The organism is Saccharopolyspora sp. SCSIO 74807 (assembly GCF_037023755.1).
Taxonomy (GTDB): Bacteria; Actinomycetota; Actinomycetes; order Mycobacteriales; family Pseudonocardiaceae; genus Saccharopolyspora_C; species Saccharopolyspora_C galaxeae.
The window spans coordinates 1,478,738-1,504,498 of record NZ_CP146100.1 but is presented as its reverse complement, the minus strand read 5'-3'; the positions used below and the strand labels follow the sequence as shown (position 1 = coordinate 1,504,498).

Below are 25,761 nucleotides of genomic sequence, written 5' to 3'. Positions count from 1 at the left end.
TCGCGCTCACCGGATGAGCGCGACCGCCCGGCCGTGCTCAGGGCCGGGTGAGCAGGATCTTGCCGCGCAGGCCACCGGCTTCCATCAGGGAGTGCGCGCGGGCCGCCTCCGGCAGCGGGATGCGGTGGTGCACGAGCGAGCGCACCTCGCCGCGGGCGACCAGCGGCCACAGCTTCTCCCGCACGTCGGCGACGATGGCGGCCTTGCCGTTCGGCCCGTCCACCGGCCGCCCGCGCAGCCCGAGCACCGACATCCGCAGCCGCTTGACCAGCATCCGGCCGATGTCCAGCTCGGCCTTGCGGCCGCCCTGCATCCCGATCACCGCGAGGTGCCCGTCCGGTGCCAGCGCGGACAGGTTGCGGTCCAAATAGGACGCTCCCATGTTGTCCAGCACGACGTTCGCGCCGCCGAGCCCCTTGACCACCTCGGCGAAGTCCTCGTCCCGGTAGTTGATCACCGGGTCGGCGCCGAGCTCGCGGCAGAACTGCACGCTTTCCGGTGCGCCCGCGGTCGTGGCGACCCGGGCACCGAGCGCACGCCCGATCTGGATCGCATTGCTGCCGATCCCGCCGGAGCCGCCGTGCACCAGCAGCAGCTGGCCGGACGAAAGACCGCCCTCCATGACCACGTTGGACCACACGGTGCAGGCGACCTCCGGCAGACCGGCCGCGTCCACCAAGTCCACGCCTTCGGGGATCGGCAGCAGCTGGCTCGCGGGAACCACGACCCGCTCCGCGTAACCGCCACCGGCCAGCAGCGCGCACACCTCATCGCCGACCTGCCAGTCCCGCACATCATCGCCGAGTTCCGCGACGGTGCCGGAGCACTCCAGCCCCAGCACCTCGCTGGCGCCCTTCGGTGGCGGGTAGTTTCCCTGCCGCTGCGCCAGGTCCGCCCGGTTCACCCCGGCCGCGGCCACCTCCAGCAGCACTTCGCCGGGGCCCGGCCGCGGATCGGCCTGCTCGGTCCACTCCAGCACATCCGGTTCGCCCGGCTCACGGATAGCGATCGCGTACATGCCAACGACACTAGTACGCCTGCGAACTCCGGCAATCTTGGGAAAACCTGCCGAACCGGACGGATTTCGGGCAATCTTGGCGGAGCCGGGGAACGCCCGGCGAACCTCACCTGCCGGGGAGACAACAGCATGAGCGTTGTGAGATCGAGGCGCCGCCTAGCGGCCGTGCTCGCGACCTGCGCCGCGACGGTCCTCGCGGCCGCGCCCGCTTCCGCCGCCCCCGCCGGGCTCGGCGACCGGGTCGATGTGGACCGGGTGCAGCGGCACCTGGTGGCGTTGCAGCGCATCGCCGACACCCACGACGGCAACCGGGCCTCCGGCCTGCCCGGATACGAGTCCAGTGTGGACTACGTCGCCGGGAAGCTGCGGAACGCCGGATTCGACGTGCGCACACCGGAGTTCGACTACCAGGCATACCGGCTCGACTCGTTCGCGCTGGACGTGGACGGCTCGCCGACCGAAGGCGACGCCCTCGAATACTCCCCGGCGACACCGCGGGGCGGGCTGACCGCGCCGCTGTCGGTGGCCGCGGTGGACGACACACCCGGCTGCGAAGCCGCCGACTTCCCGGCCGACGTGGCGGGCAAGGTCGTGCTGGTCCAGCGCGGATCCTGCTCGTTCGCGCAGAAGCAGCAGGTCGCAGCCGACCTCGGTGCGGCAGCCGCGATCATCTACAACAACGCGGAAGGGCCGCTGGGCGGCACGCTCGGCGACCCCGCGGACGCGCGCATTCCCACCGCGGGCGTCACTCGGGCCGTCGGAGCGGACCTCGCAGGTCGAGCCGGTGCGCAGGTGCACCTGGACGTGCAATCGCGGCTGGAGAACATCACCACCCGCAACGTCATCGCGCAGACCCGCACCGGCCGCCCGGACAACGTGGTGATGGCCGGTGCGCACCTGGACAGCGTTCCGGAAGGCGCGGGCATCAACGACAACGGCACCGGCACGGCGGGGCTGCTGGAGACCGCGCTGCGGCTGGGCGGCGAGCCGGGCACGCCGAACGCGGTGCGGTTCGCCTTCTGGGGTGCCGAGGAGTCCGGCCTGGTCGGCTCGACGAAGTACGTGCAGGGCTTGAGCTTCGAGCAGCGGCTGGACATCGCGCTGTACCTGAACTTCGACATGATCGGGTCGCCGAACGCGGGCTACTTCGCCTACGACGGCGACGACTCCGACGGCGTGGGAGCGGGCCCGGGGCCGGAGGGTTCCGCGGCGATCGAACGCGACCTCACCGCTGCGATGGCCGCGCAGGGCGTGCGGCTGCAGGGCACCGACTTCGACGGCCGTTCCGACTACGGTGAGTTCATCGCGAACGGCATCCCGTCCGGCGGGCTGTTCACCGGTGCCGAGGACCTCAAGACCGAGCAGCAGGCCGCGGAGTGGGGCGGCACGGCCGGGCAGCCGTACGACCTGAACTACCACGGCCCGGCCGACACTCTGTCCAATGTGGACGAGGTGGCGCTGGAGCGGAATTCCAAGGCGCTGGCCACGACGATCGGTGCGTACGCGGAAAGCACCGGCAGCGTGCACCGGGGCAGCCGCGCCCTGGCCGCGGAGGAACCGCCGATGCTCGGCTCGCACGCGCGGATCTGACGGGTGAGCGGCCCGTTCGCGCCAACGGGCCGCTCAGTCCAACGCCCGCCGCAGGAAGAACACGATCCCCAGCGCACCGAACAACGCGCACGCGCCCACCAGCACCAGCACGCACACCCACGGCGCCAGGTGCGGAACGTCCGGCAGCAGCGCTCCGCGCATCCCTTCGCTGACGTAGGTCAGCGGGTTGAACCCGCAAAGCACTTGGAACCAGCGCAGATTCCCCAGCTGCGTCCACGGGAACTGCGTCGCCCCGGTGAACATCAGCGGCGCCAGGATCACCGCGAAGATGATGTTGATGCGCCGCGGCGGCACGATCGTGCCCACCGTCATCCCCACGGCCGCCCCGGTCAGCGAACCGAGCAGCATGCACAGCACCGCGAACCAGAGCCCGCCGAGGTCCCAGCTGATCCGCCCGAGCATCCACATCCCCAGCGGGATCATCAGCACCGCCGCGAACAGTCCCCGAGCCGCACCGAACAGCATCTTCTCCACCGCGACCCAGCTCACCGGCATCGGTGCCAGCAGCCGGTCCTCGATCTCCCGCGAGTAGGAGAAGTCGAACACCAGCGGGAACGACGTGTTCTGCAACGCGACCAGGAAAGCGTTCATCGCGATCATGCCCGGCAGCAGGATCTGCTCGTACCCGGGCTGGGTGTAGCCGAGCGAGCCGAGCACCTTGCCGAAGATGAACAGGATCGCCACTGGCTGGACCAGCACCTGCGCCAGGAAGCTCGGCATTTCGCGGCCGGTGACGAACACGTCGCGGCCCAGTACCGCGGTGAACGCCCGCAGCCGAGCCGCCATGTTCCCCGCACGTGGTTCCGCGCCCGCCGGCAGCGGCGCGCGCCCGGCATCCGTGTCGGTCATCGCAGCTCCCGGCCGGTCAAGTCGATGAACACGTCTTCCAACGTCGCCGACCCCGGCGACAGCTCGGTGACCGGCACCTGGTGCTCGTGCAGCACCCGCGCGACCGGGCCGAGCAGTTCCGCGGGCTCCCCGCCGCAGTAGAGCCGCAGCCGCAGCTGGCCGTCGTCGTGCCCGGCGATCTGCTCGACCTGCTCGACTCTGGGCAGGTCGGTGAGCAGCGCACGCGCCTTGTCGGCGTCGGCCCCGTCGGCCCGCATCGCCGCGTCCACCGTGCCGCCGCCCGGCAGCGATTTGATCAACGCGGCCGGAGTGTCCAATGTGAGCAGTCGCCCGTGGTCGACGATGCCCACCCGATCCGACAGCTTCTCGGCCTCGTCCATGTCGTGCGTGGTCAGCAGCACCGTCACGCCCTCCGCGCGCAGCTCGCTGATGCGGTCGTGCACGAACAGCCGGGCTTGCGGGTCCAGCCCGGTGGACGGCTCGTCCAGGAACAGCACCTCCGGGCGGTGCATCAGCGCCCGCGCGATCATCAACCGCTGCGATTGGCCGCCGGAGAGGTCGTCCACCCGCGCCTTTCGCTTGTCCGCGAGCCCCATCCGCTCCAGCAGCCCGTCGGCCAGCCGATTCCGCTCGGCCCGCGGAACACCGTGGTAAGCGGCGTGGAACGTCAGGTTCTGCCGCGCGTTGAGCGAGCGGTCCAGGTTGACCCGCTGCGGCACGACGGCCACCTTCCGGCGCGCCGAAACGGGATCGGCGGCCACGTCCACGCCGCCGATCCGCGCCGACCCACCGCTCGGCAGCACCCGGGTGGTCAGCACTCCCACGGTGGTCGTCTTGCCCGCGCCGTTCGGCCCGAGCAGCCCGAAGATCTCCCCGCTGTGCACCTGGAAGCTCAACCGGTCGACCGCGGGCGGTGATCCGCCGTCGAACCTCTTGACCAACTCGCGCACTTCGACCGCGTGCGTCACGTCAGCATCCCCCTCCGCCGCCGACAGCCGACCACGCAGACAACCATCCCCGACGATCGCCCCGCAAATGATTTTTCCCGCGCACCGAGCACGACACCGCAGCTCACGACGCCACGCGCCGTCCCCGGGACCACTCGTCCTCGGCCGCCCCGCTGTCCGCGGCGAAGCGCGGACGGTTACGCTCCAACGTTGGAAGCGTGGCAGAGCGGCCGAATGCACTCGCCTTGAAAGCGAGCGAGCCGAAAGGCTCCGCGGGTTCGAATCCCGCCGCTTCCGCGCCGCTGACCAGCACGAACAGCGCCCGGTGAGGGTCGCTCCCGCTCGGGCTCCATTGTGCTTAGTCTCAGTTCGTGTGCTCAGGCGCCTGCCAGGGGTGCGCGCCGACTCGTTCGGCGATGTCGCCGAGGACGTTGCCGCCGACGTGTTGGTAGCGCTCGGTGACGCCGACGTAGTCAGTCGTCCGAACAGGGAAATAAGTCCCGGAAAGTTCGCATTCCTTGAAATGCTCGAGTACGTGGGTTCGCGCGTAAAGATCGTTATTTGGGACTTTGCCGGAAACGTGGCGGTCAAAATCATAGAAGCGGGTGCCGACCGGTGGAGCCCGGTCGCTGCTGCGGTGCCGGGCGGTGTCGGTGCAGGAGGACGGCGTGCCGCCGCGCCCTGGGTCGGGTGATTTGCGGCGTTGGGGTGATCGGGATGCCTACCGCGGACGCGCGCGCGATTAATGCCGCCGAAAGCGAACGGAAAGCCGCGACATGTTCACTCGTCTCGGTGAATATCAACACCCATTCGTGGTGCGTTGGCGACGAATCTGCGGTCGCGGCTGTGTCGGTCTCGGACGTTTTGCCTGCTCACGCGCTACTTTGATCGATTTTTCGGCAGGTCGGAGCGGCATATTCGCGTTTGGACGGTCCGGTGCCGTGGGTTAGCGTCCGCCCGGCATGGATCGGCGGCGACCAGCTTCCTTCCCCGAAACCCCGAACCCGTTTCCCGACGAATGCCGCCATGGCCCCGACGCAGCCGGAAACCGAACCGGCCGGTCATGAAACCCCGAGGATTGTCATGAGATCGCGGAACGCAGCCACGCTTCCCGCCCCGGCGGCCTGCCGGGCGGTCCGTTGCGCGTGGTCGTCGACGATCCTGGCGGGAGCGCTGGCGATGCTGCTCACGGGCTGTTCCGGGACGCTGTCGGCACCGACCGCACCCATGCCTGCGCGGCCGGCCGCGCAACAGCCGCCGATCCCGCAGGCGGATCGGGTCGATCTCAGCGGCCTGCCGGAAGCCACGACCTTCGGTGATCTCATCGGCGGGGTCCCCGATCCGGAACCGCAACGCGACACCGACGGCGTGGTGCTGCACATCGAGCAGCCGGTCGCGGTGCACGACAGGCCAGGCGGATCGGCGTTCGCGAAACTGCCCGCCACGCAGCTCGGCAATCCCACGTGGGTTCCGGTGATCGCGCGCTCCGGTGCCTGGGCGCAGGTGTTGCTGCCGTCCAGGCCGAACGGCACGAGCGGCTGGATCCGCGTCACCGCCGCGGACCCGGTCCGGCAGGCCCGCTCGCCGTTCCGGGTCGAGGTCGACGTCGAGGCCAAGCGGCTGGCGGTGTGGCGCGGCGCCGAACGGCTGGGGGAGTGGATCGTCGGAGTCGGGGCCGCCGAATCGCCCACGCCGCGCGGCCGGACCTTCGTGATGGCCGCCGTCGAAGAGCAGGTCACCCGCTTCAGCCCGATCATCCTGCCGCTGGGCACGCATTCGGAGACGTTCAACTCCTACGGCGGCGGGCCGGGCACGGTGGCGCTGCACGGCTGGCCGGGTGACGAAGTGTTCGGCAAGGCCATCAGCGACGGGTGCGTGCGCGTCCCACCGGACGCATTACAGCTGCTGAGCACGCTGCCGCTGGGAACGGTCGTGCTGCTGCGGTGACCGCGGGCGCTACGGCCGCGCGGTGACAGGACCCAACGGGACCTGTCGCGAAAGGACGGACCCGGCCTCACCGGACGACGGGGTGCGGTGAGGGCGGACCGAGGAACCCCGTAATCGAAACCGAAGGAAGTGCGACAGTGCGCAAAAATGCCTGCTACTTCGCCGGTGTCGTAACCGCGACCGCCGGATTGCTGCTCACCGCCGTCCCGGCGTCCGCGGACGGTACCCAGAACGATGGTGTCAACGGCGGCAACGACGACAACGTGAACGTGGCGCCGATCCAGCTGTGCAACAGCAGCGTCGCCGTCGTCGGCGCCGTCGCCGACGGGCTCTCTCCGGACGGCTCGGGTTGCAAGCCCGAGGACAAGCCCAAGCCGGAGAAGCCGAAGCCCGAGAAGCCGAAGCCGCCGAAGCCCGAGAAGCCGCACGCGCCTGCGCCGCCGCCGGTGCCTGCCCCGGGCCCCGCTCCGGGGCCGGCTCCCGCTCCGGCTCCCGCTCCGGCACCGGAACAGGCTCCGGAGCAGGCTCCGCAACAGCAGGCACCGGCCCAGGAAGCGGTCTCACCCGCCGAGCTGCCCGCGGCGCCGAGCCCGGTCGCGGTCGCCGGTCACGCCGCCGTAACGGGCTGACCAGCGGCGGAGCTCACTACCACGTGCCCGCACCCCGTCTCCGGCCACGGTTGTGGTCGACGGGGTGCGGGCACGTGCACAGTAGGGGCATGTTGATCCGCATCCCCACGCCCGGCGACGTGCTGGGCGTCGCGAAGTCCACCGTCGGCTGGGCGGTGGAGTCGGCCACGACCGCGGCGACCGCGCCGGCCAGGGTGCTGGGACTGGTCGATCAGGTGGAGATGTTGCTGCGCCGGGTCAACACCATCGTCGACGGGGCCGAGGAAACCCTGGCGCGCACCGACCGCACCGTCGGCGAGGTCGAGGAAGTGCTGCGGCAAGCCCGCAACACCGCCGATGCCGCCGCGGGCACCGTGGCCGAAGCCGCGGACATCTCCGCCGGAGCGCGCAAGCTGGTCGCGGAAGCCGGTGGAGTCAGCGCCGACGCCGCGGACACCGTGCGCGATGTGCAGAAGACCGCCGCGGTGGCCGACGAACTGCTCAACACCTACGAACCGGTGGCGCGCCGTGCCGCGCCGATGGCGCAGCGGTTCGTCGACGAGCTCTCGCAGAAAGAGGTCGATGCGGCGATCCGGCTGGTCGACGAGCTGCCGGTGCTCACCGAGCACGTGCTGTCGGACGTGCTGCCGATCCTGCGCACGCTGGACAAGGTCGGCCCGGAGATCCACGAACTGCTGGAAGTCACCCACGACGTGCGCCGCGCGATCGTCGGCATTCCCGGTTTCCGGTTCTTCCGCCGCCGCGGCGAGGACCGGGTCAGCGAGGAGGAAGTCGGCAAACCGGCCGCCGACCACTACCAGCCGCGCCCGCCGGACGAAGCCGAAGCTCGCTCCACCGGCCGCTGAACGGGCAAGATCTTCCACTCGAACGAGCGATCATGGTGCTCGTGCCCGGCGGGTTTTCCACGGGTGCGGCTAGATTCGCCCTCGGCGTAGTTCACTACGCAGTCGGCGTGATCACCGGTTGCCGCCGGGATCACCTCGTGGGGTGTCCGGCGAAGTACTCCCCCTCTCTTCGCCGGACATCTCCCGCAGCCCGGTGGGCGACCGCGGGAGAACGTGGCGCTACTCCGACGTTTTCGCCGCTTCCGCGTCGAGTTCGCGGGTCAATTCGGTGATCCGCGCCGCGGACGCGTCCCAGCTGGTCGCTTCGGGCTGCAGGGTGAGCACCACCATGATCCGCTCGCGGTCGCCGTGCCGCACGGTTCCGGTGCTGTGCATGGCGGGCCGCTGCAGATCGATCCGCTCGTCGGGGACCCTGCGGCGGCTCTTGCCGTTGACGGATTCGTTCGGGCCGGGGCCGAAACCGGACCAGCCCTGCTTGACCGCTACCGGGTGGTCGGCGCCGTCGGGCAGGCCGAAGCCCTGGTCGAAGCCGTCCGAGGCGAATTTCGTGTACTCGCCCAGGTTCGCCAGCACGTATTCCCCGACGCTGCCCGAACTGCGCAGGTAGTCGTAGATCCGGACCACGTCCGCCGCGGTGATCGCGGTGTATCCCCACATCTCCGGATCGCGCGGCGGCGCGGTGTCGACCAGCCCCATTTCCGCGACCATCCGTCCGACCACGTCGTTGCGCCCGCCGCGGTCCCAGAGCTCGCTGGCCGCGTCGTCGTCGCTGGCCCGCAGCATCGGCTCCAGCAGGACGCGGTCGGCGTCCGGGACCGGACCGTCCAGCCGCAGCAGGTGGTCCACCGCGATCAGCGGTTTCACCAGCGATGCGGACCGGATCTTGTCGTCGGCGTGCCGGGTGCGCAGCACTTTTCCCGTCACGGCATCGACGACGAGGTACGCGGCGCGCATGCCGTCCGGTATCTGCTGCATAGCCGCTCCCCGCCGTCGACCGTTCGCCGGATGGACCCTAGCAACGCGGGGCGATCAGCGGCTTCCCCTCGTGGTGTCAGGTTTTCCGGAACGAGCGGGCGGCCGCCAGGAAAGCGTCGTTCTCCGCGGCGCCGCCGATGGTGACGCGGGTTCCGTCCCCGGCGAACGCGCGCACCACCACCCCCTCGGCCATGCAGTGCTCGTTGAACTCCTGCGTCCGCTCGCCCAGCGCGAGCCACACGAAGTTCGCCTGCGTCTCCGGAACGTCGTAGCCGAGCGCGAGCAGGTCGTCGCGGACCCGGACGCGTTCGGCGGCGACCGACTCGCAGCGATCCTTCAGCTCGTTGCCCGCGTCCAGCGAGGCCAGCGCGGCGGCCTGGCCGACCGCGTTGATGCTGAACGGGATGCAGACCTTGCGCAGCGCTTCGATCACGTGCTCCGGGCCGACCGCGTAGCCGACGCGCAGGCCCGCCAGCCCGTACGCCTTCGAGAACGTCCGCAGCGACAGCACGTTGGCGTACCGGCGGGACAGCTCGATGCCGTCCGGCACGTCGGGGTCGGTGACGAACTCGCGGTACGCCTCGTCGAGCACCACCAGCACGTCCGACGGCACCGCGTCCAGGAACCGCTCCAGCTCGGCGCGGCGCAGCGCGGTGCCCGTCGGGTTGTTCGGCGTGCACACGAACACCAGCCGGGTCGCAGGCGTGATCGCGGCGGCCAGTGCGTCCAGGTCGAGCGCGTGCCCGGTGCTCAGCGGTACCGGGACCTGCCCGGCGCCGTGCACCTGCGTGACGATCGGGTACGCCTCGAACGAGCGCCACGGGAAAACGACCTGGTCCTCGGCGGTGCAGGTGATCTGCACGAGTTGTTCGCACAGCGCCACCGAGCCGCAGCCGATGGCGATTCGCTCCGGCGCGACGTCGAGGCGCTCCGCGAGCGTTCCGGTGAGCCGGGTCGCGCCCATGTCGGGGTAGCGGTGCACGTCCGCGGCCGCGCGCGCGATCGCCGCCTCGACGCCGGGCAGCGGACCGGCTGAGACTTCGTTGCTGGCCAGCTTGATCGCACCGGGGACGGTGCGGCCTGCGACGTAGGCGGGCAGCTGGTCGAGGTCTGCGCGGATGCGGACGGTCATGCACGGCTCCTTGGTTCGACGTACCGCGGGCGACGGTGTCGCCCGCCAACTCTAGAGCGCGGTGCGGCTCTGCGGTGGCACCCCGAGCGGCGTCGATTCGCGCGTGTTCGACACCCGCGGGCGACTTGTCGGTTCCTGTGCGCTGCGGACGCCGACCGGGTGTAATGCGTGCCACGTCGCGGGTGCGGTGCCGGTGCGGATCCGGGCGTTCGCGCGGCTCGGCGCGGGTGTTGCGGAGGTCGAATCATCGCAGTTCGTGGCCGTTGCGATCGAGTTTCTCCGCACGCTGGCGGGGCGGCGACGAGTCACCGGCGGTGCTCGTGGACGGAGCGTCAGCGACCTACCGCCATCCGGACGATCACGTTGACTTTTGTTCACCCGTACCTGGTTACCTGAACGACATGACCGAATCCCGGACCGAGACGCTCGCGCTCACCGACGGCAGCACGCTGCGGATGACCGTCGCCGAACCGGACAACGTCGTGCGCGGCGGGCTGGTGGTGCTGCACGAAGCCCGGGGCGTGACCGGCCGAGTGCGCTCGCTGGTGAGCAGCCTCGCCGACGAGGGCTGGCTGACGGTGGCGCCGCACCTCTACCACCGCGACGGCACCGACGAGCTCTCCGACGGCCACGGCGACGACCAGGTCAACGACCAGGTGCAGCGGCTGAGCGGCGAGTCGATCCTCGCCGACTCGGACGCGGCGTTCGTGTGGCTGACCGACCGGGGCGTGCCCGCCGACCGGCAAGGGGTCATCGGGTTCGACATCGGCGGCTCGGCGGCGCTGGTGGTGGCGGGCAGCCGCAGCCTCGGAGCTGCGGTGACCGTCGGCGGTGGCGGCATCCTCGAACCGCTCTCCGATGGGCTGCCTGCGCTGGTGGAGATCGCCGGTGAGCTGACCTGCCCGTGGCTGGGGCTCTACAGCGAGCTCGACCCGGGCATCCCGGCCGCGGAGGTCGGCAAGCTGCGGGACGCGGCGGCCACCGCCCGGGTCGCCACGGACGTCGTGCACTACGCGCGCAGCGACCACCGCTTCGACACCGATTCGAGCGCCGCGGTCGAGGCGTGGCAGCGGGCGCGGAACTGGTTCGACACGCACCTGCGCTGACCTCGATCCACAATGTGTGGACAACTTGTCCACAGTCGCTGTGGATGAATTGTTTCCGGTGCACACCTGGTCTCCCGGCTATGGCGTCCGGGCGTCTTCGTGGGTTAGGAAACGTGCATGACTTCCAGTACGGCTCCCGAATTGCTGTGGCAGCCCGCGCCGGACCAGGTCCGCCGCACCCGGATCGAGGACTTCCGCGAGTGGCTGCGTACCGAGCGGGGCGTGGACCTGCCGGACTACCGGGCGCTGTGGCGCTGGTCGATCACGGACCTGGAGGGGTTCTGGGGAGCCGTCGCGGACTTCTTCGGCGTCACGTTCCACGAGCGGCCGAGCCGGGTGCTGCCCGCCGAGGTCATGCCGGGTGCGGAGTGGTTCCCCGGCGCGACGTTGAACTACGCCGAGCACGCGCTGCGCCGCGTTGAAGGAAACGGGGGCGAAGCGAAGCGGGATCAGGACTCGGCGATCGTGTTCGCCCGCGAGGACGGGCTCGAGGCCGAGCTCACCTACGGCGAGCTGCGCGCCCGCGTGGCCGCGATGCGGGCGGCGCTGGCCGAGCAGGGCGTGGGCCGCGGTGACCGGGTCGCGGCGCTGGCCCCGAACTGCCCGGAGACGCTGATCGCGTTCCTGGCGGCCGCGAGCCTGGGTGCGATCTGGTCGTCGTGCTCACCGGACTTCGGGCTGCGCGCGGTCGCCGACCGGTTCGTGCAGATCGAGCCGAAGGTGCTGGTCGCCGTCGACGGCTACGTCTACGGCGGCAAGCGCTACGACATCAGGTCCACTGTGGACGAACTGCGCGGAATGCTGCCCGGGTTGGCGAGCACCGTGCTGGTCGACTACGTCGGCGCCGGCGAACTCGACGGCTGCGCGGACTGGGCGGAGCTGCTGCGACGGCACCGCGACGCCGAGCTCGCCTTCGACGCCGTGCCGTTCGACCACCCGCTGTGGGTGCTCTACTCGTCCGGCACCACCGGTTTGCCGAAGGGCATCGTGCACGGCCACGGCGGCATGGTCGTCGAACAGCTCAAGTCGGTCGGGCTGCACTGCGACCTCGGTCCGGGCGACACGTTCTTCTGGTTCACCACGACCGGCTGGATGATGTGGAACTTCCTGCTCGGCGGGTTGCTCACCGGCGCCCGGCTGCTGCTGTTCGACGGCAGCCCCGGGCATCCTTCGCTGAACGCGTTGTGGGAGCTCGCGCAGCGCCACCGGGTGAGCTACTTCGGCACCTCAGCGCCGTTCATCCAGAGCTGCCTGAAAAGCGAGCTGCGGCCGAAGGCCGACTACGACCTCTCGGCGCTGCGCGCGGTCGGCTCGACCGGTTCGCCGCTGAGCACCGACGGCTTCCGCTGGGTCGCCGACGCGGTGGGCGAGCGCGTGCAGATCGCCAGCGTCTCCGGCGGGACGGACCTGTGCACCGCGGTCGTCGGCGCGGCACCGGACGTTCCGGTGTGGCTCGGCGAGATCTCCTGCCCGCTGCTGGGGGCGGCGGTGCGGTCCTACTCCGAGGACGGCCGGGAACTGCACGGCGAGGTCGGCGAGCTGGTGATCACCAAGCCGATGCCGTCGATGCCGGTGTTCTTCTGGAACGACCCGGACGGTTCCCGCCTGCACGAGGCGTACTTCGACACGTATCCGGGCGTGTGGCGGCACGGCGACTGGGTGGAGGTCACCGAGCGGGAGACCTTGGTGATCCACGGCCGCAGCGACTCGACGTTGAACCGTGGCGGCATCCGGATGGGAACCGCCGAGTTCTACCGGGTGGTCGAGGGATTCGACGAGGTGACCGACTCGCTCGTGATCGACACCTCCGGCGCGGCGGGCGGCGAGGGCGAATTGCTGTGCTTCCTGGTCCTGGCCGAAGGCGCGGAGCTGGCGGACGTCGAGCCGGAGCTCAAGCGGCAGCTGCGGTCCCAGCTCTCGCCGCGGCACGTGCCGAACCGGTTCATCGTCGTCGACGAGGTCCCGCAGACGCTGAACGGCAAGAAGCTGGAGGTGCCGGTGAAGAAGATCCTCGCAGGCGCCGACCCGGAGCGGGCCGTGAGCCGCGACGCCCTGCGCAATCCGGCCGCGCTGAACCCGTTCGTGCAGCTCGGGAAGGACGCCGGGAGCTGAGCTCCGGCCGGGCGGACCCCCCTTTGTCGCCGCGATGGCAGGTTGTGTAGGCTTTCCGCAGTGGCCGAGAGGACACCGGGAGGCTTCGCCTAGTCTGGTCTATGGCGCCGCACTGCTAATGCGGTTGGGGGTCACGCCCCCTCCCGGGTTCAAATCCCGGAGCCTCCGCGGGGTTCCCGCCCGGCGGGGATCCACAACTGAACAAGCGCCCGTAGCTCAACGGATAGAGCATCTGACTACGGATCAGAAGGTTTGGGGTTCGAATCCCTACGGGCGCGCGTCTGGTCGAGACAGCAAAAACCCCCTGTGCAGCAGGGGGTTTTTTGCTTGTGGGGATCGAATCGCCGAACTCCCGCCGCGAACTCGGCGCCCAGCGCCAGGCCGCGTGCCGCCGCGGCGACGTTCGCGGGTCAGCGAGACGGAAGCCCTGCTCCGTCAAAGAAGCGACCGAACGTCGTTCGCTGCCCGGAAATCCGCCGATCCCCGGGCAGCGGTCGGTGCTTCACGAAGTTCGGCCGGGATGCAGGACCACCTTCGTCCAACCGTCTTCACGGGCGTCGAAGCGCTTGTAGGCGTTCGGCGCCTCATCCAGCGGCAGGTCGTGCGAGACGATCCAGGACGGGGTGGCCTTGCCCTCGTGGATCAGGTTGCGCAGATGCCGGTTGTAGCGCTTGACCGGGGCTTGGCCGCACCCCATCTGCTGGCCCTTGAACCAGAAGTCGCCGAAGTCGAACCGGGCCTTCCCGTTGCGGGCCAGCTCGTCCGGGCCGCCCGGATCCTGCGGGACGAACACGCCGACCGTGCCGATGCCGCCGGTGAACCGCACCGAGGAGACCAGGTCGTTCAGCGTGGTCGCGTTGTCCTCGCGGCCTTGCGGATCGTGGGCCTGGTAGCCGACGCACTCGCAGCCCCGGTCGGCGCCGCGCCCGCCGGTCCGCTCCAGCACCTGATCGACCGCGGGGGCCTTCGAGTCGTCGATCGGGATTGCGCCGATCTGCTCGGCGAGCCGGAGCCGGTCCGGGTGCCGATCGACGACCAGCACCTTCGCCGCGCCCTTGATCCCGGCCGAGAGCGCGGCCATCAGCCCGACAGGGCCGCCGCCGAAGATCACGATCGTTTCGCCGGGGCGCATCCCGGACATCTCCACGGCGTGCCAGCCGGTGGGGAAGATGTCCGAGAGCATGGCGTAGTCGTTCTCCTTCTCCGCCGCGTCCTCCGGAAGCCGCAGGCACTGGAAATCGCCCCACGGCACGCGCAGCAACTCCGCCTGACCGCCGGGCCACGGGCCCATGTCGGCGAAGCCGTACGCCGCCCCGGCCATGCCTTCCTGATCGTTGGCTTGCAGGCAGTAATTCGTCAGGCCGTGCTCGCAGTTCTCGCAGTGCCCGCAACTGACGTTGAACGGCGCCGAGATCATGTCGCCGACCCGGACCTTGTCCACACCGGAACCGACTTCGACGACCTCGCCGACGTTCTCGTGCCCGAAGATGCGGCCGGGCTCGAAGTCCGTGCGGCCTTCGTACATGTGCAGGTCCGAGCCGCACACGTTGGTCGAGGTGACTTTGACCAGCACGTCGGTGGGTTTCTCGAGGCGCGCGTCCGGGACCTCTTGGACGTCGACCTGCCGCGGCCCTTGGTACACCACTGCCTTCATCAGGGACCTCCTTCGCGCGGGTGCGGACCTGCGGGTCACCGAGGCGCTCTTGCGAACCGGCCGCCCGGCGCAGGTCCCGCAGCTGTGCGGTGATCAACCGCTTGTCCAGGCTTACCCGCAGCAGCGGGTCGCGGAAACAGGACCTGCGTCGCGGCGGGGCGTCGAGCCCCGCCGCGGCAGTGGAATCCGCTCGGTCACCTACGAGTCGTAGGCAGTGACGATGTCGGCGGACAGCGGCGAGATGGTGGTCAAGATGCGCTGCACCGTGTCCGCCGGTACGCCCGCTTCGTTCAACGACGCAGCCAGGTGCTGCGCCACCAGGTCGAAGTGCTGCTGCTCGATGCCGCGGCCCTGGTGCACCTGCCGCATCGACGCACCCCGATACGGTTCCGGGCCGCCGAGCGCGGCGGCGAAGAATTCGACCTGCTTGCCCTGCAGCCGGGACATGTTCACACCGCTGAAGAATTCGGTCAGCGCCGGGTCGGCCAGGACTTTCCGGTAGAACTCCGAAACCACCACTTCCAGCGCGGGCGCGCCGCCGATTTCGTCGTAGATGCTCATCTGTCCTCCGTTCGCGGGGAATGCGCAAACGACACCACGGCTGTTTTTCAGCGCCATGATCTACGGGTGAAGACGTCGCTACGCACCGCACATCGGCGGCTACCCTTGCCTGCCGTGGGAGTCCTGCGCATGGAGATCAACGGCGAGCCGGCGACGCCCGAACAGGTGCGGTCGGCGCAGACCTACGGGCACTTCACGTCGATGCAGGTTCGCGACGGGGCGGTCGCGGGCTGGCGGCATCACCTGCGCAGGCTCGCGGACTCCTCGCAGGAGCTGTTCGGGCGCCCGTTGGAGCCGGGACGAGTGGCCGAGCTGGTCCGTTCGGCGTTGCGGGACATGCCTGCGGCGGTATCCGTGCGGGTCAACGTGTTCGCCAGGTCCGGAGTGCCGGTGCAGCCGGTCGATCCCGACCTGCTGGTGATCGTGGCCGGGCCGGAAACCAGCGAGCCGGGCCCGCCGATGCGAGTGCGGAGCATCGGGTACGAGCGGGACTTGGCACATCTGAAGCACTACGACTTCCTCGGCGTGCTGCACCGGCGTCGGCAGGCGCAGGCGGCAGGCTTCGACGACGTGCTGTTCGTGGACCGTCGCGGCCGGATCAGCGAAGGTTCGATCTGGAACATCGCCTTCTGGGACGGCGAGCGCGTCGTGTGGCCGGAAGCCGACATGCTGTGCGGGATCACCATGCAGGTGCTCGCCGAAGGCCTCGACCGGATCGGCGTGCCGCAGGTGCAGCGCCCGGTGCTGCTGGACGAACTGCCCGCGCTGCGGGCTGCGTTCGCGACGAACTCGGTCTGTCCGGCGCAGCCCATCGGCTCAATCGATGACGTGGCGTTCCGGGAGACCGGGGACGCGGATCCGCTCAGTTCGGCGTGGGCTGCGGTGCCCGCTGAACCGTTGGGCTGACTCGAGACAGCCGCGGCGGGTTGTGCCGATCGACCGCGTCGGTCAAGCCGGGGCCTTCGTGCAGCTCAGCACGTGTTGGCAGAACAGGGTTCCAGCGCGCGCGGGGCTCGCGGCGGCACTAGCTTCGTAAGCACCTGCTCCGCTGCTCGGCCGAAGCTGACCGGAGAGGCCTGGCGAGGGTGGTCTTGACCGCAGTGGCCGGCGGCGACATGGAACGGGGTCGTCCACTACGCGGGGCGGCCCCGTTCCCACGTCACGCGCGCACGGCCAGCGCCATGCCCTGCCCGACTCCCACCGAAGCGGCCGCGATTCCGAGACCGCCGCCGCGGTGCCGCAGGTGCCGGCACAAGTCGATCACCACACGCGGCATCGAAGCGCCCAGCGGGTGCCCGTAGGCGAGCGCGCCGCCGTGCACGTTGACCCGCTCGCGGTCGACGTCCGGCAGGTGCTCCAGGACGGCGAGCACCACCGCGGAGAACGTCTCGTTGATCTCCCACAGGTCCACGTCCGCAGCGCCGATGCCCAGGTGCCGCAGCAGCTTGCGGATCGCGGGCACCGCGGCCAGCGCGAAGTGGTGCGGTTCGGTCCCGGTGGTCGCCGAGCCCAGCAGCTCGCCCCACGTGCGCACGCCGAGCCGCTCTGCCCGCTCCTGCGTGCCGATCAGCGCGGCCAGCGCGCCGTCCGACAGCGGAGCCGAGTTGCCCACCGTGACCGGACCGTCCGGGGAGAACGCCGGCTCCAGCTTGGCGAGTTTGCGTTCGCTCGTGTCCGGGCGGACCGACTCGTCGCGCCGCACGAGAACACCGCCCGGCGTGCTGACCGGGAACGCGAATCCGTCGTGCGCCCCGGCGTCCCACGCCGCCGAGGCGCGGCGGTGCGAGCGCAGCGCGTAGTTGTCCATGCGTTCGCGGGTGATGCCGAGGTCGAGCGCGCTGCGTTCGGCGGCGTGCCCGAGCGGGACCGTCCACGCCGCCGGGAGCTTCGGGTTCACCAGCCGCCAGCCCGCGGCAGTGGACACGACCTCCATCCGGTCCGGCATGGCCTGCTCGGGCCGCGGCATGACGAACGGCGCGCGGCTCATGCCTTCGACGCCGCCTGCGATCAGCAGCTGCGCCTCGTCGGCCTTGACCGCCCGGGCGGCCTGCACCAGCGATTCGCCGCCCGAGGCGCACAGCCGGTTCAACGTGACGCCGGGGACCGTGGCGGGCAGGCCCGCCAGCAGCGCGGCCATCCGTGCCACGTCGCGGTTGTCCTCACCGGCTCCGTTGGTGTTGCCGTAGAGCACGTCGTCGACCTGCGCCGGGTCGAGCAGGTCACTGCCTTCCGGCCCGTGCCGCCGCAGCAGCTCGGTGATCGGCAGCGCCGCGAGGTCGTCGGTGCGGAGACCGGACAGGGCGCCCCGGTACCGGCCGAACGGAGTGCGAGCGGCGTCGATCACGAAGGCGCGGGCCATGCCCCAATGCTGACCGAACGGCTGGCCGGGGCAAAGGCCGCGAGCTCAAGGGGTCGGCAGTTCGACCGTCGCGCCACCGGACTCCAGCGAGACCACCCGGCCGCCGCGGTCGCCGAGTTCGCGCAGCTTGCGCAGGTCGTCGTCGCCGCGCAGGGCCACGTTGGTCCGGGTGCGCGCGCTCGCGCCGAGTTCTTCGAGTTCGGTCCTGGCTCGGAAACCCGCGTCCACGGTGGTCTGCAGCGCGCCGGTGGAGGCCAGCGAACCCCGCGCGGCGCCGAGCCTGCCCAGCGCATCGTCCACCGCGTCCAGCAGCGCGACCCGGTTGCCTTCGGTCATCGCCCGCACCAGCTCCGGATCACTGCCGGCGACGCGAGTGGTGTCCCGGAACGAACCGGCCGCCAGCGACAGCGCAAGCGGGCCGCCGTCCGCGCCGACCGCCGCCAAGATCTCCGCGAACACGTGCGGCAGGTGCGAGATCCGGGCCACCGCGGAGTCGTGCTCGGCGGCAGAGGTCGCGACCACGTGGGCGCCGCAGTCCAGCGCGAGTTCCGCCGCGTCCCGCCAAGCCTGCAACGTGGTGCCGTCCTCGACGGCCACGGCCCAGGCCGCGCCCTGGAACAACTCGGCCGAACCGGCCGCCCAGCCGGAGGCGGTGACCCCGGCCATCGGGTGCCCGCCTGCGTAGCGGGCGGCGGGCAGCAGGCTGCGGACCTCGGCGTCGACCGGGTCCTTCACGCTGACCACGTCGGTGAGCCGGGCCTCCGGCGCGTGCCAGGCGATCTTGCGCAGCACCGACCGCACCGCGGTGAGCGGGGTGGCGACGACGACCAGCGCGTCCTGCTCGGCGGCTCGCCGCAGCGCGTCCTCGGTGCCGAGAACGTCGTGGCCCTCGGCGCGCGCCGCTTCGGCGTCCGCATCGGAGTTCGTCGAGCCCCATCCGGTTCGCCCGGCGGCGGCCGCGGCCCGCAGCACGGAGCCGCCGATCAATCCCAGTCCGATCACGCAAACGGCACGCATGGTCACATCCTGCCGGACCGCCGCACCCCGGCGCCCCACCCGGTCGAGGGTCGTTCGGACTCGATCGCGGTGCGGAAGGTCACGAGCGCGCAATAGTGCTTTCGGGGGGCACCCGCACGATTTACGGTGTGCACATGACAGGGCAGGAGCCGGTCGCGGGCTTCGCCGTTGCCGTCGTGCGAGAGGACGGCCGGTGGCGGTGCAGCGCCTTGGACAGCTCGGTGCTGAGCGGGTTGGACGCCACCATCACGGCGTTGCGCGATCTGCGCTCCACCGGCGCGGTGTTCGGCATGTGCAACGTGGACGACGAGTTCTTCGTGCTGATCCGGCCGGTGCCGGGCGGCGTGGACCTGCTGCTGTCGGACGCCGCGGCGGCGCTCGACTACGACATCGCCGCCGACGTGCTGGACCTGCTGCGCGCGGACACCCCGGACGAGGACGACGACGAGGTGTGGCCGGAGGGCAACCTGGCGCTGCTCTCGGACATCGGCCTGCCCGAGGGCGAACTGCTGGTGATCATCGAAGAGGTCGACCTGTACCCGGACGAGCAGCTGGAGATGATCGCCCAGCGCTGCGGGTTCGGCGAACAGTTCGCCGGGCTGCTGGAGAAGCTGGACCAGTGAACGACCGCGACACCGAGCTGGTGCGCGCGGCCCTCGACATCGCTCCCGGCGCGTTGCCCAGCGCAGACGTGCCGATCGGCGCGGTCGTCGCGGCTCCCGACGGGTCGATCCTGGCCCGCACGCACAACCGTCGCGAACTGCTGGCGGACCCGACCGCGCACGCGGAGATCCTGGCGCTGCGCGAGGCGGCGGCCGCGTTCGGCGACGGCTGGCGGCTCGCCGGCTGCACCCTCGCCGTCACGGTCGAACCGTGCACGATGTGCGCGGGCGCGCTCGTGCTCGCGCGGGTGAGCCGCGTGGTGTTCGGGGTGTGGGAGCCGCGCACCGGCGCGGTCGGGTCGCTGTGGGACGTGGTCCGCGACCGGCGAACCAACCATCGCCCGGAGGTCGTCGGCGGCGTGCTCGCCGACGAGTGCGCGGCGCTGCTGGAAGGCTTCTTCGACCGGCAGCGGTGATGCGTGCCGCCGGATCATGCTGGGTACCCGGGGGATGCACGGACCCAGTGGAAGGAGTGACCGATGGGCGTGTTCGACAAGGTCAAGCACCAGGCCCAGCAGCTCGCAGGCCGGGCCAAGGAGGCCACCGGCAGCGCGAGCGGCAACGACGAGCTCCGCGACGCGGGCAAACGCGACCAGGCCGAAGGCAAGGTGAAGGAAACCGGCCAGGACATCAAGGACAAGGCCGCAGGTGCCGCGGAGGACGTGCAGGACAAGTTCCGCGGTTCGGGCAAGGGTGAGTGATCATCGACCCCGTCTGCGGAGATCGCTGCGGCGTCCAGTAGCCTAGTCGGCGGTAGCGTGTCCGAGCGGCCTAAGGAGCGCGACTCGAAATCGCGTGAGGTGAGAGCCTCCGTGGGTTCGAATCCCACCGCTACCGCCGATCAGAGCCGGTCCCCGTCGAGTTCGGGGACCGGCTCTTCGTCGTTGGTCTCAGTATTGGTCTCGTCCGGCCCTCGAGCGGGCGCTCGCCACTGACACGTCGTCGCTGGTGCCAGGGCCGTGCTACTCGGTGAAAACAGCAAGAAGTGCGGAAAAGGCCGTGAGTACGCCGACTGCTGAGGCGGCCAGGTACCAGCTTCGCTGTGCGGCTGGATCAGCACGGCGTGTGCCGGTTCGGGCAGCGAGGCTGAGCACCAGTAGCAGCACTGCGAGTCCTGCGGTGACGTACAGCATGGCGGGTATCCCTCTCGCATAGGTCAGCACGCACGGTGCCACAGCGATGATGGTGCCGAAGGGATGTCGCAGGCAGTGCAGCGCACGAGCCGGTCCCCGCAGTGCGTGGGGACCGGCTTCGGTATGCAGGGGTCAGCAGTCGTTGGGTGCGGGTTCGCCCTCGAAGCGGTCGGCGAGGTAGTCGACCACGCTGCCCGCTGCGGTGATCATCGTGCTGACGTGCTCGCCCGGGAACGTCTTCCAGGAGACCTCGGAGCCCGCCCGGCAGTACTGGTCGCGCAAATCCGCCGCCTGGTCCAGCGGGATGAGTTCGTCGGCGTTGCCGTGGAACAGGTAGACCGGCGCTTGCGGCCGGGCGGAGCCGAGCTTGTTCTGCTCCAGCCGAGCCTGCCAGCGGGGATCCGCCAGCGGGTTGCTGGTCGTGAAGTCACTGATGCGCTGGAAGGCGTGGCCGAACACCGCATCCACGCAGGCGCCCTGCTCGGACTCGTACGTCTCGCGGCCCTTGTCGTTGAGGAACGACTGGAGATCGAGTTCGGGGTAGGCGCTGTCCAGGCCGAAGGCGGACATCAGCAGGAAACCGAAGCCGACGTTGCCGTCGAGCTGCCGGGACACCGCTTGGAGGTCGGCGGGCACGCCGCCGCCGGTGACGCCGACGACGTTCATCTCGGGTGCGTACTCCGGTGCGAGCTCACCCGCCCATGCCGCACCGCCGCCGCCCTGCGAGTAGCCGGAGAACGCCACCGGCGAGTCGGAGCTCAGTCCGGTCGCGGGCAGGCGGGTGGCGGCGCGCGCGGCGTCGATCACGGTGCGGCCTTCGGACCGGCCGACGACGTAGGTGTGCCCGCCGGGAGTTCCGAGCCCTTCGTAGTCGGTGATCGCCACCGCCCAGCCGCGTTGCAGCATCGGTTCGACCAGCGGCCGCTCGTAGTCCGGTTGGAACTTCGACGGGGCGCAACTGTCGCCGACGCCGCGCGTCCCGCTCGCCAGCGACACGATCGGCCGCGGTTCGTCCGGATTCTGCGGAACATCCGGTACAAGAATTCTCCCGGACACGGCTATCGGCTCGCCGGTGGCGGACTCCGAGCGGTACAGCACCAGGTAGGTCCGGACGTTGAATTGCCGGGGCAGTTCCTGCCAGCGGATCACATCGCCGCTGACGCCTTCCGGTAGCGGATTCGGTGGTGTGTAGAAGGTGTCGTCCGGCTTGCCCGGCGGGCGCTGTTCCGGTGCGGCGATCGCTGTCGCGGAAGGCGCTGACAACAGCAGTGCGACGGCTGCGATGAGCACGCGCCAGGCGCGCAATGGGCGGAGGTTGCGCTGCATTGGAACTCCTCGTTGAGCTGCGCACGCCGTCGTGCGCGACCAATTCGAATCAGCGTTTCCGGGGCGTCAGAACACCACGTCCACGTCGTTGGCGATCAGTTCGTCCGTGGCGCGCTCGGCGAGCGCGGCGATGGTCATCGAGGGGTTGCACGCCGCGCTGTTGCCCGGCATCAGCGCGCCGTCCAGCACGTAGAGCCCGCGGTGGCCCCGAACGCGGCCGACGAGGTCGCAGACCGTGCCCATCGATGCCCCGCCCAGCGGGTGCCAGGTGTTGGGCACCAGCGAGGTCGTGTCGAGCCGGACGGCGCCTCGACCCGCGACTCGGGAAACCCGCTCGTCGATGTGCTTCGCCAGCTCGGCGTCGGGGTTGCCGGGCCACTGCAGCACCGCGTCGTCCTTGGCGGAGTCGTAGACGAACTCGCCGCGTCCCTGGCTCACGCCGTAGCCGACGAGCATCGTGGTGCGCAGGTCCGGCAGCGGCGGCAGCGAAGCCTGGATGACCGTGTTCGCCCGCGCGGGGTCGTCCCACTCCAAGCTGCCGTAGACGACCGGACCGCCTTGGGGCGCGTCGAAATCGTCCGCGAAGCTCGTCCAGGTGTAGATGCGGTCGCCGTTGGAACCCCAGTTGGTGCCCAGGCCGTCCGGCATGTCCGGGATCTGGTCCTTCGCCGCCGAGCGCATCAGCAACCTGGTCGTCCCGGCCGTTCCGGCCGCCATGACCAGCGCCTTCGTCGTGATGATCTTCTTTTCCAGCACGGTTCCGTCGGTGTGGATCCGGTCGACGTGAACCTCCCAGCCGCCGTCGGAGCGCATCGCCACGTCGGTGACGTTGTGCTGCGTCGCGACGGTGACCCGGCCGGTCGCTTCCGCCTCGGCGAGGTAGGTGACGTCGATCGAGTTCTTCCCGCCGTTGTTCACGCCGAACGCGCAGTCGCCATTGGTGTAGGACGGCTTCATCTCGCCGCGCAGCTCGCGCAGCGCGTAGTCCCAGTCGATCGGCATCGGGATCTTCGAGAGCGGATAGCCGGCCTGCTCGACGTTGCGGGCGAACACCCGCGATGCCTTGTAGGTCTTGCTGTTGATCAGCTCGTCCGGCGCCGTCCGCAGCCGCAGCATCTTGGCCACCCGCGGGTAGTGGATCCGGTCCATGCGGGCGTAATCGAGCTGTTCGGGGAAGTTGGCGTTGAACACCTCCGCGGTGGGCTGCAGCGTCATCCCCTGGTACACCAGCGAACCGCCACCGACGCCCGCGGCGCACATGATGTCCATCCCGTTGCCGGGCACCTGCTCCAGCAGCCCGGTGTAGGGCTTGAGCGGCAGCACCGGAACCCCGAACAGCGACGGCGTCGAACCGAGCCAGGACATCCGCTCGTCCGGCGAGGTCGGGCGCGGGAACGTCTCCGCGTTCGGCCCGCTCGGCCAGCGGATCCCGCGCTCCAGCACCAGCACCGGCACCCCGGCCTGGGCGAAGCGCAGCGCTGTCACGCCGCCGCCGAAACCGGATCCGATGACCACGACGCGTTGCTCCTCGCGCGTCACCGGGATCCGGCGGGCGGGCCCGGCCAGCGCCGTCGGACCACCGACGACGGACAGCCCGGTGGCGGCCGCAGCGCCGGCGAGCACGGAACGTCGGCTCAGTGCAGGCATAGTCGCTCCTCGCGCGGTGAGCCGGCCGCCGCACGTGAGGATCGGCGGGAGAACTCTGCTGCTCCTGATCACTGCGGGACGCCGGCTGATCACTGTCGGGGCGGGAGTGTATGGAGCTGAACCGAGAGAAAGAACGGGTCGCTGATCTCACTACGCGCGAGTAACATCGGGCTTCGTGTGGCAACAGCGAGGTCGCCGGCTGTGAGGTCCCGGCGCACCGATGCCCGCCGCAACCGGCAGGCCATCCTGCGGGTCGCCGACGCGGCGTTCGCGCAGGGCACCGAGGTGGTTCCGCTCGCGGAGATCGCGCGCCGCGCCGGTCTCGGGCGGGCCACCGTCTACCGGCACTTCCCCGACCGGCAAGCGCTCGGCGCGGCCGTCGCAGCGCAGCAGATCGGGATGTTGCGCAGGGTCGCCGACGCGGACGGCGAAGAGGTCGACTTCCGCTGCTTGATGCACCTGGTGCTGGCCGACCAGATCGCGCGCCGCCCGCTGGTGCAGCTGTTCCGCGAGCTGTCCTCCCGTGATCAGCGCCGCTACGTCGACTCGCTGATCGGCGCGCTCACTCCGGCGTTCCGGCGGGCGCAGGCGGACGGTCAGATCCGCGCCGACCTCGAACCGGCCGATCTGGTGCTGGTCTTCGAAATGGTCGAAGCCGCGCTGACCTCGCCGTTCTCTGAGGCGGACCGGGGTGCGGCCGCCGAACGGCTGCTGCCCGCGATCCTCGACGGGCTCTGCGTCCGATCGGCCTCCTGACGGGCTCCGTCGAAAGGTGGCCGCCGAACGAGTGGCGGGGGTTCAGGGACCGGGGTCGCCGGGTCGAAGGTGGGGACATGCGGATCGCTGGGCGGGAGTACCTCGTGATCGTCGAACGGGACGATCAGGACGGTTTCAACGCGCGGGTGGCGGGACTGCCGGGAGTGGCGGCCGCGGCCGCCGCGTACGACGAGTGCGTCTCGCGGGTGCGTGCCGAGGTCGAGGAATACTTGGCCGGACTCGGCTTGCGCGGACCGGACTAGGCACCGCTCGGCACCGGCGGGACCGGTCAGGAACGCCGACGTTCGCGTAGAGGGATCAACTGGGCCCCGAACTGAGACCCGCAACGAAAGAGGGCCGGGCACCTGTACTGTGCCCGGCCCTTTCGACCTGCGGAGGATACGGGATTCGAACCCGTGAGGGCTGTTAACCCAACACGATTTCCAATCGTGCGCCTTAGGCCGCTCGGCCAATCCTCCGCACAGAAGTGTACGTGAGCGGTCGCGTCGTTCGGCGCTGGGGGCTCGGCGGCACCGGCGGAACGGATCGCAACCGGTCACGCGGCAAACGGGGCTCCTGCAAGGCCGGCCGGTTCGCGACCGACCGGCCCGCCGGCTCAGGACTCGATGTTCAGGCAGGCCGACCTTCCACCGGCCTTGCCGGCCTCGCCGGGCCCGGTGGAGGTCTGCTGCGCCTCGTGCACGATGATCGACTTCGGGGCGCGTTCGGTGAAGCCGAACGGGACCTGCGTGGTCGCCTCGCCGGATCCTTGCGCGTCGGTGCCCAGGTCGAGCCAGATCTCGTTCTGCGGGTTGGCGAAGGCCGGGTCGGTCGACGGTTTCTGCGGCGAGGCCGCCGGGTCCTGCCGGTTCTGGAAGTGCGGCCCCGCCGCGTCGCCGGTCGGCCCGCACGGGTTGACGTGCGCGTGCACCGCGTAACCGCGGTTCGGCTGGAAACCGTCCACCTTGAAGTTCACGGTCGTGGCTTCCGGCGAGCCGTGGACCTGCGTCTCGACGTGCGCGCCGACCGGAGCGGCCGCCGGGTCGTAGGTGAACGCGTTGCCCTGCCCGCCGGGTTCGGCCAGCGTCCCGCTGAACGAGCCGGACTGCGCGTGCGCGCCCGGGGTCTCGGGCTGCGGAGGCGGGGGAGTGCCGGGGCCCGGCGGCTGCTGCGAAGGCTGCCCGGGCGGGGTGCAGGCGGTCAGGGCGAGCGCGACGGCGGCGCCGCCGGTCACCAGCAGGCGGCGGCCGAGGCGCGATGAGATCCGCGGAGTCATGGCGATGATGATGCCCGAAAACGACTTATCCGGCGATAACCGGCACGCTCGATGATCCGGACGGGTGGGGTTCGGATGCCGCGCGGCGGGGGTTACACTATCTGCGGGACTCCGTGCGGCGTCCATCCTGTGAACTCCCCCAGGGCCGAGAGGCAGCAAGGGTAAGCGGGCTCTGGCGGGTGCACGGGGTCCCGCCTAC

General features: G+C 70.5%; 25 protein-coding genes, 5 tRNA genes and 1 other RNA gene. 18 read left to right on the top strand and 13 right to left on the bottom strand.

Annotated elements, in window-relative coordinates:
• Window positions 1-37: 37 nt before the first annotated feature.
• Complete coding sequence (locus V1457_RS06650) at window positions 38-1,018, bottom strand: NAD(P)H-quinone oxidoreductase (RefSeq protein WP_338601459.1); 981 nt, start codon at window positions 1,016-1,018, stop codon at window positions 38-40.
• 129 nt (window positions 1,019-1,147) lie between these two features.
• On the opposite strand from V1457_RS06650, the gene V1457_RS06645 reads away from it, so the two are divergent.
• Entirely contained in the window at window positions 1,148-2,608 is a 1,461-nt protein-coding gene (locus tag V1457_RS06645; RefSeq protein WP_200068158.1) for a M28 family metallopeptidase, read from the top strand.
• Between the two features lie 33 nt (window positions 2,609-2,641).
• Here the strand turns inward: V1457_RS06645 and V1457_RS06640 are convergent, their stop codons facing one another.
• On the bottom strand, window positions 2,642-3,415 hold the full coding sequence (locus V1457_RS06640) for an ABC transporter permease (RefSeq protein WP_200068668.1): 774 nt from the start codon (window positions 3,413-3,415) through the stop codon (window positions 2,642-2,644).
• 59 nt (window positions 3,416-3,474) lie between these two features.
• Window positions 3,475-4,446, bottom strand: coding sequence for an ABC transporter ATP-binding protein (locus V1457_RS06635; protein WP_338601453.1), 972 nt, complete (start codon window positions 4,444-4,446; stop codon window positions 3,475-3,477).
• A 191-nt stretch (window positions 4,447-4,637) separates the two neighbouring features.
• Here V1457_RS06635 and V1457_RS06630 point away from each other — a divergent pair.
• The 5 genes from V1457_RS06630 to V1457_RS06610 all read left to right on the top strand — a co-directional run bounded on the left by V1457_RS06630 (window position 4,638) and on the right by V1457_RS06610 (window position 7,846).
• Window positions 4,638-4,722 (top strand) — tRNA-Ser (locus V1457_RS06630).
• Between the two features lie 76 nt (window positions 4,723-4,798).
• Window positions 4,799-5,119 (top strand): hypothetical protein, encoded by a 321-nt coding sequence (locus tag V1457_RS06625; protein WP_338601450.1) that lies wholly within the window; start codon window positions 4,799-4,801, stop codon window positions 5,117-5,119.
• 389 nt (window positions 5,120-5,508) lie between these two features.
• Complete coding sequence (locus V1457_RS06620) at window positions 5,509-6,372, top strand: L,D-transpeptidase (protein WP_338601447.1); 864 nt, start codon at window positions 5,509-5,511, stop codon at window positions 6,370-6,372.
• Window positions 6,373-6,509: 137 nt separating this feature from the next.
• Window positions 6,510-7,001, top strand: coding sequence for a hypothetical protein (locus V1457_RS06615; protein ID WP_338601444.1), 492 nt, complete (start codon window positions 6,510-6,512; stop codon window positions 6,999-7,001).
• 89 nt (window positions 7,002-7,090) lie between these two features.
• The gene (locus V1457_RS06610; RefSeq protein ID WP_200068181.1) at window positions 7,091-7,846 is read left to right on the top strand and encodes a hypothetical protein; all 756 of its coding nucleotides are present in this window, start codon (window positions 7,091-7,093) and stop codon (window positions 7,844-7,846) included.
• A 219-nt stretch (window positions 7,847-8,065) separates the two neighbouring features.
• Here V1457_RS06610 and V1457_RS06605 read toward each other — a convergent pair whose 3' ends face one another.
• Both V1457_RS06605 and hisC read right to left on the bottom strand, forming a co-directional pair.
• Entirely contained in the window at window positions 8,066-8,821 is a 756-nt protein-coding gene (locus V1457_RS06605) for a hypothetical protein (RefSeq protein ID WP_338601440.1), read from the bottom strand.
• A 76-nt stretch (window positions 8,822-8,897) separates the two neighbouring features.
• Entirely contained in the window at window positions 8,898-9,953 is a 1,056-nt protein-coding gene (gene hisC / locus V1457_RS06600) for a histidinol-phosphate transaminase (protein ID WP_338601437.1), read from the bottom strand.
• Window positions 9,954-10,354: 401 nt separating this feature from the next.
• Here hisC and V1457_RS06595 point away from each other — a divergent pair, with 401 nt between their 5' ends.
• The 4 genes from V1457_RS06595 to V1457_RS06580 all read left to right on the top strand — a co-directional run bounded on the left by V1457_RS06595 (window position 10,355) and on the right by V1457_RS06580 (window position 13,449).
• Complete coding sequence (locus V1457_RS06595) at window positions 10,355-11,059, top strand: dienelactone hydrolase family protein (RefSeq protein ID WP_200068184.1); 705 nt, start codon at window positions 10,355-10,357, stop codon at window positions 11,057-11,059.
• A gap of 117 nt (window positions 11,060-11,176) precedes the next feature.
• Window positions 11,177-13,171, top strand: coding sequence for an acetoacetate--CoA ligase (locus V1457_RS06590; protein WP_338601434.1), 1,995 nt, complete (start codon window positions 11,177-11,179; stop codon window positions 13,169-13,171).
• 78 nt (window positions 13,172-13,249) lie between these two features.
• Window positions 13,250-13,339: transfer RNA gene (locus V1457_RS06585), tRNA-Ser, on the top strand.
• Between the two features lie 37 nt (window positions 13,340-13,376).
• Window positions 13,377-13,449: transfer RNA gene (locus V1457_RS06580), tRNA-Arg, on the top strand.
• A gap of 224 nt (window positions 13,450-13,673) precedes the next feature.
• On the opposite strand, the gene V1457_RS06575 is transcribed toward V1457_RS06580, so the two are convergent.
• Window positions 13,674-14,825: a glutathione-independent formaldehyde dehydrogenase gene (locus V1457_RS06575; protein ID WP_338601431.1), complete on the bottom strand. Its 1,152-nt coding sequence runs from the start codon at window positions 14,823-14,825 to the stop codon at window positions 13,674-13,676.
• A 198-nt stretch (window positions 14,826-15,023) separates the two neighbouring features.
• On the bottom strand, window positions 15,024-15,386 hold the full coding sequence (locus V1457_RS06570; RefSeq protein ID WP_338601428.1) for a group 1 truncated hemoglobin: 363 nt from the start codon (window positions 15,384-15,386) through the stop codon (window positions 15,024-15,026).
• Window positions 15,387-15,500: 114 nt separating this feature from the next.
• Between V1457_RS06570 and V1457_RS06565 the strand changes: the two genes are divergently transcribed.
• On the top strand, window positions 15,501-16,292 hold the full coding sequence (locus V1457_RS06565; protein ID WP_338601426.1) for an aminotransferase class IV: 792 nt from the start codon (window positions 15,501-15,503) through the stop codon (window positions 16,290-16,292).
• Window positions 16,293-16,545: 253 nt separating this feature from the next.
• Here the strand turns inward: V1457_RS06565 and V1457_RS06560 are convergent, their stop codons facing one another.
• Window positions 16,546-17,745, bottom strand: a complete 1,200-nt coding sequence (locus V1457_RS06560; RefSeq protein WP_200068189.1) for a thiolase family protein — start codon at window positions 17,743-17,745, stop codon at window positions 16,546-16,548.
• 45 nt (window positions 17,746-17,790) lie between these two features.
• Window positions 17,791-18,768 carry a prephenate dehydrogenase gene (locus V1457_RS06555; RefSeq protein WP_307849849.1) on the bottom strand — a complete coding sequence of 326 codons (978 nt, stop codon included), beginning with the start codon at window positions 18,766-18,768 and terminating at the stop codon, window positions 17,791-17,793.
• Between the two features lie 128 nt (window positions 18,769-18,896).
• On the opposite strand from V1457_RS06555, the gene V1457_RS06550 reads away from it, so the two are divergent.
• The 4 genes from V1457_RS06550 to V1457_RS06535 all read left to right on the top strand — a co-directional run bounded on the left by V1457_RS06550 (window position 18,897) and on the right by V1457_RS06535 (window position 20,261).
• The gene (locus tag V1457_RS06550) at window positions 18,897-19,385 is read left to right on the top strand and encodes a tRNA adenosine deaminase-associated protein (protein ID WP_200068191.1); all 489 of its coding nucleotides are present in this window, start codon (window positions 18,897-18,899) and stop codon (window positions 19,383-19,385) included.
• Complete coding sequence (locus tag V1457_RS06545) at window positions 19,382-19,840, top strand: nucleoside deaminase (RefSeq protein WP_200068192.1); 459 nt, start codon at window positions 19,382-19,384, stop codon at window positions 19,838-19,840. The genes V1457_RS06550 and V1457_RS06545 overlap by 4 nt, the downstream gene beginning before the upstream one ends.
• A gap of 63 nt (window positions 19,841-19,903) precedes the next feature.
• The gene (locus V1457_RS06540) at window positions 19,904-20,125 is read left to right on the top strand and encodes a CsbD family protein (RefSeq protein ID WP_200068193.1); all 222 of its coding nucleotides are present in this window, start codon (window positions 19,904-19,906) and stop codon (window positions 20,123-20,125) included.
• A 51-nt stretch (window positions 20,126-20,176) separates the two neighbouring features.
• Window positions 20,177-20,261, top strand: a tRNA-Ser gene (locus V1457_RS06535).
• Window positions 20,262-20,689: 428 nt separating this feature from the next.
• On the opposite strand, the gene V1457_RS06530 is transcribed toward V1457_RS06535, so the two are convergent.
• A complete protein-coding gene (locus V1457_RS06530; RefSeq protein WP_200068194.1) occupies window positions 20,690-21,883 on the bottom strand; it encodes a lipase family protein in 1,194 nt (397 codons plus the stop codon).
• A gap of 66 nt (window positions 21,884-21,949) precedes the next feature.
• On the bottom strand, window positions 21,950-23,530 hold the full coding sequence (locus V1457_RS06525) for a GMC oxidoreductase (protein ID WP_338601415.1): 1,581 nt from the start codon (window positions 23,528-23,530) through the stop codon (window positions 21,950-21,952).
• Between the two features lie 201 nt (window positions 23,531-23,731).
• Between V1457_RS06525 and V1457_RS06520 the strand changes: the two genes are divergently transcribed.
• Complete coding sequence (locus tag V1457_RS06520) at window positions 23,732-24,286, top strand: TetR/AcrR family transcriptional regulator (RefSeq protein WP_200068196.1); 555 nt, start codon at window positions 23,732-23,734, stop codon at window positions 24,284-24,286.
• A 77-nt stretch (window positions 24,287-24,363) separates the two neighbouring features.
• Window positions 24,364-24,549 (top strand): hypothetical protein, encoded by a 186-nt coding sequence (locus V1457_RS06515; RefSeq protein WP_200068197.1) that lies wholly within the window; start codon window positions 24,364-24,366, stop codon window positions 24,547-24,549.
• A 130-nt stretch (window positions 24,550-24,679) separates the two neighbouring features.
• Here the strand turns inward: V1457_RS06515 and V1457_RS06510 are convergent.
• A tRNA-Ser gene (locus tag V1457_RS06510) sits at window positions 24,680-24,765 on the bottom strand.
• A 137-nt stretch (window positions 24,766-24,902) separates the two neighbouring features.
• Window positions 24,903-25,562: a superoxide dismutase family protein gene (locus tag V1457_RS06505; protein WP_200068198.1), complete on the bottom strand. Its 660-nt coding sequence runs from the start codon at window positions 25,560-25,562 to the stop codon at window positions 24,903-24,905.
• A gap of 102 nt (window positions 25,563-25,664) precedes the next feature.
• Here V1457_RS06505 and ffs point away from each other — a divergent pair.
• An RNA gene (gene ffs, locus V1457_RS06500) (signal recognition particle sRNA small type) lies at window positions 25,665-25,761 on the top strand.

Excerpts from the sequence above, each read along its gene's own strand:
- V1457_RS06650 (WP_338601459.1), bottom strand. The coding sequence starts at position 1,018 with ATGTACGCGATCGCTATCCGTGAGCCGGGCGAACCGGATGTGCTGGAG.
- V1457_RS06645 (WP_200068158.1), top strand. The coding sequence starts at position 1,148 with ATGAGCGTTGTGAGATCGAGGCGCCGCCTAGCGGCCGTGCTCGCGACC.
- V1457_RS06640 (WP_200068668.1), bottom strand. The coding sequence starts at position 3,415 with ATGGCGGCTCGGCTGCGGGCGTTCACCGCGGTACTGGGCCGCGACGTG.
- V1457_RS06620 (WP_338601447.1), top strand. The coding sequence starts at position 5,509 with ATGAGATCGCGGAACGCAGCCACGCTTCCCGCCCCGGCGGCCTGCCGG.
- V1457_RS06610 (WP_200068181.1), top strand. The coding sequence starts at position 7,091 with ATGTTGATCCGCATCCCCACGCCCGGCGACGTGCTGGGCGTCGCGAAG.
- V1457_RS06605 (WP_338601440.1), bottom strand. The coding sequence starts at position 8,821 with ATGCAGCAGATACCGGACGGCATGCGCGCCGCGTACCTCGTCGTCGAT.
- hisC (WP_338601437.1), bottom strand. The coding sequence starts at position 9,953 with ATGACCGTCCGCATCCGCGCAGACCTCGACCAGCTGCCCGCCTACGTC.
- V1457_RS06595 (WP_200068184.1), top strand. The coding sequence starts at position 10,355 with ATGACCGAATCCCGGACCGAGACGCTCGCGCTCACCGACGGCAGCACG.
- V1457_RS06590 (WP_338601434.1), top strand. The coding sequence starts at position 11,177 with ATGACTTCCAGTACGGCTCCCGAATTGCTGTGGCAGCCCGCGCCGGAC.
- V1457_RS06575 (WP_338601431.1), bottom strand. The coding sequence starts at position 14,825 with ATGAAGGCAGTGGTGTACCAAGGGCCGCGGCAGGTCGACGTCCAAGAG.
- V1457_RS06570 (WP_338601428.1), bottom strand. The coding sequence starts at position 15,386 with ATGAGCATCTACGACGAAATCGGCGGCGCGCCCGCGCTGGAAGTGGTG.
- V1457_RS06560 (WP_200068189.1), bottom strand. The coding sequence starts at position 17,745 with ATGGCCCGCGCCTTCGTGATCGACGCCGCTCGCACTCCGTTCGGCCGG.
- V1457_RS06550 (WP_200068191.1), top strand. The coding sequence starts at position 18,897 with ATGACAGGGCAGGAGCCGGTCGCGGGCTTCGCCGTTGCCGTCGTGCGA.
- V1457_RS06540 (WP_200068193.1), top strand. The coding sequence starts at position 19,904 with ATGGGCGTGTTCGACAAGGTCAAGCACCAGGCCCAGCAGCTCGCAGGC.
- V1457_RS06530 (WP_200068194.1), bottom strand. The coding sequence starts at position 21,883 with ATGCAGCGCAACCTCCGCCCATTGCGCGCCTGGCGCGTGCTCATCGCA.
- V1457_RS06525 (WP_338601415.1), bottom strand. The coding sequence starts at position 23,530 with ATGCCTGCACTGAGCCGACGTTCCGTGCTCGCCGGCGCTGCGGCCGCC.
- V1457_RS06515 (WP_200068197.1), top strand. The coding sequence starts at position 24,364 with ATGCGGATCGCTGGGCGGGAGTACCTCGTGATCGTCGAACGGGACGAT.
- V1457_RS06505 (WP_200068198.1), bottom strand. The coding sequence starts at position 25,562 with ATGACTCCGCGGATCTCATCGCGCCTCGGCCGCCGCCTGCTGGTGACC.